The sequence below is a fragment of the Mesorhizobium sp. M7A.F.Ca.CA.002.05.1.1 genome, from assembly GCF_003998335.1.
In the GTDB taxonomy this organism is placed as follows: Bacteria; Pseudomonadota; Alphaproteobacteria; order Rhizobiales; family Rhizobiaceae; genus Mesorhizobium.
On sequence record NZ_RZQI01000767.1, the window covers coordinates 1 to 2,907 of the forward strand.

Annotated in this window: 2 protein-coding genes; both read right to left on the bottom strand. The window is 63.7% G+C overall.

Features of this window, described 5'->3' with window-relative positions:
- Positions 1-2,259, bottom strand: a 2,259-nt coding sequence (locus EN939_RS28100) for a phage tail tip lysozyme (protein WP_127270972.1), incomplete at its 3' end; no start/stop codon positions are given.
- Entirely contained in the window at positions 2,256-2,879 is a 624-nt protein-coding gene (locus tag EN939_RS28105; RefSeq protein ID WP_164751284.1) for a tail fiber domain-containing protein, read from the bottom strand. The genes EN939_RS28100 and EN939_RS28105, both read right to left, overlap by 4 nt.
- Positions 2,880-2,907 lie beyond the last annotated feature (28 nt).

The following is a 2,907-nucleotide window of genomic DNA, read 5'->3' on the forward strand; positions in this document are numbered from 1 at the left end:
CCATTTCAAGCCGTTGCTCGTCGTGCCGGCGCCGGTCGGCTCCCCAGCCGGAGCATCGCCGCCGCCGCGACTGCTCCTGATGGCGTCGACCATCGCACGGACGCGCGCCAGCTTGTCGTTGACCGATTCCTTTGCCTCGCCCGGCTTGGGCGTCAGGATGGAGGCCTGGTTTTCCACTTCGGCCGGCGCCGCCGTGGCTCCGGACACGCTGTAGAGATAGGATGCGATTATTGTTTTCAGCGAGTTCGAAGCGCGCTGGTAGTCCGACGATTTCAGGTAATCCGCCCCGTAGTCCGATCCGTGCGGCACGGCTGAAAGCGCCTGATCCGAGAGATTAGACAAAGCGGAGAAATTATCTTCGACAATCTTCAGCTCGGGCGCGACCACTGAATACAGCTTGGCGTCTCGCTGCTGCTGCTCGTTCGGCGGCTTCGACTTCGGACCGGTCAGCGGGACGATTCCCGCATTCTGGTTGGGAACCGGGTTGGCGGCGCGCGGGCTCATCGGTGCGATCGGCGCCGGAGGTGTTTGCACGGGCGCCGGAGAGGCCGGCGGTGAAGCGGGACCAGGCGCGGCGGCGGGCGGTGCGATGGGCTGGGGAGCCTGTCCAGGCATCTGTGCGACGATGCCGGAAGGCGTCAGGAACATCATTTCTCCATTCGGGCCGGTGATGGTCTTGCCGGCCGCGATCTGGGCCGCCTGTTCCTGTGTGACCTTGTTGTTGTTTACCAGCCAGTTGAGCGCCTGGGCGTCGACTGCATTTCCCTTGAACATGTTTGCTTGGCCGCCGCCGGGCGATGCGGCGACAGCTTTCGTTTCACCTGTGCGCTTGTTGTACAGCGTGCCGTCGTCAAGCTTCTCCCAATCGGTCTGCTGACCCGTATAGACGGCCTGATGGGTCTTCGGATCGACAAGAGAACCGCCAACCTCAATGAGCTTGTCCTGGTCGGCTTGCATCTTGCGCTCGTCGAGATCGAGCCTCGCCTTTTCGGCCGGCGTCATCTGCGGATTGCGCAGCCGTTCCGTCTCGATGCGGGTTTTCTCCATGTCGAGCCGGTTCTTTTCCATCTCCATTTGCGTGGCCGGGTCGGCTGCGGCCATCTTCTGTTTCAACAGAATGCCAACCACGCCGCGCTGTTGTTCGGACAGCCGGGGATCTGTCGCCGCCTGCATGAGCTGCTGAACGGTTGGGCCACCGCCCGCAACCTGCACGCCCTGCGGGCCTGGCGCCGCACCAGGACCGCCGGCAAGCACAGCGCCCCTCTGCGGGATGCCGCCACTATCAACCGCACGCGGCGACTGGACGCCAGCTTGTTGCGGCGCGCCAGACAAGGCTTGCGCGGGTGTCTGCTGCGGTGCGGAGGCTGCGGGAGAAGCAAGGGCGTTGGCGACGGCGGTGCCTGCGGGTGCCATGCCCGAGGCTGGGTCAAGGCTCGCCACTTGCACCGGGTCCGAAGTGGAACCGCTGAACCGCGATGCGAACGAGTTGGCCTGTGCGATACGCCGCGCGGCCTCGCCGCCTGGTCGATCGTAGCCCGCGAACTTCCATGCATTGTTCATGATCTGCTGGGCTTCGGTCGGCGACTTTGCTGCGTTCAGCCGATCGATCAGCGTCGGATCTTCCTGAAGGAAGAACTGCGCTTGGAGCTGTGGCGAAGGATTGCTGGGATCGCCGCCGTTCTTGGCCGCGAATTGTCGCATCGCCTCGAAACGTGGGCCGCGCCAAGACAGGATTCCGCCTGCCGTGCCAGCCTCACCGCTTTCGCTCGGGTCCGACCAAGAACCGAAGGCGTTCTTCGGATTGAACCGGCTTTCAGCGTTCGCAGTTGACGCGACGGCGGCGAGGCCATTGGGATTGGTGACCTTGCTTTTCACCGTGTCCATGAAACCGGAATAAATGCCGTTTCCCGAAAGGTCCGGAGTTGGACCAGCCGCCCCTCCCATGCCAGAGGACGCAACATTGCCGCTTTCGGCCACGGGAGCCCCACCGGCAGCAGCGGAGGTCGAACCGGCCCCCGAGCCAAAGAGCGCCGAAAACACGCTGTCACCGCTCTTGCGCCAGTCCGCTTCCGCCCTGTTTGCCCTGCCGTTGGCCATACGGTAGCCAAGAGCCTCGCCGATGGCAGAAAGGCCCTGCCCGACCGTCTTCGGTGCCGCCGGACCGCGAAGGGCGTCCGCGATGGCGCGAAGTCGCGCGAGTTCTTCAGGCGTCTGGACGCCAGTATCTCCGCCGAAGATGAAAGCCGGCTGTGCGGTCATGCGAATGCCCTCCCGTAGTCGACGGCATCGAAGCCGTTGACCGTCGTCACCGCATAAGGCCGATAGGCGCGCACCTCGTCGGCCATGACGCCGACCTGTTCACCGCCGCCCCAGAGATATTCGAACACGTACTTCGTCAGGCCGTTGGCAAAGGTGCCGATTGCGCGGATGTTCTTCTTCAGGCGGCGGTCCGAAAACTTGATCAGGTTCGCGCCCAATCCGAACAGACCGCCCATCAAATCGCTGCTACTGCTGGCGTCCTGCTGCCACTTCTGGAGCTGCTGATTGTAGTTGGTGTTGATCAGCCCCGCCGTGTCGGTCGTCGGGATGGTCGGCATGTTCGCGTTGACGAAGTTCGGCTGGCTGACCTGTGAGCCCGAGAGCAGCGCCGTCAGGTTGTTGATCGGGGCCGAATTCTGGGCCAAGGCCTCCTGCACCGCCTGCCCGCGACCGGACAGCAGCAACGAATTGTAGGCGTCGTTTTCTCCCTGGTCCTGGATGTTCTGCGCCTGGGCGTAGTTATCCGAACCGGGACGGATGCCGCGATTGATCAAGTCGGCTTCGTTCGCCTGTCGGCGAGCATCGAGCGCCGGCTGAAGGCGCTTCATGCCGAGATCCATCAACCGGCCTTCGGTTGCGTCGTTGGAC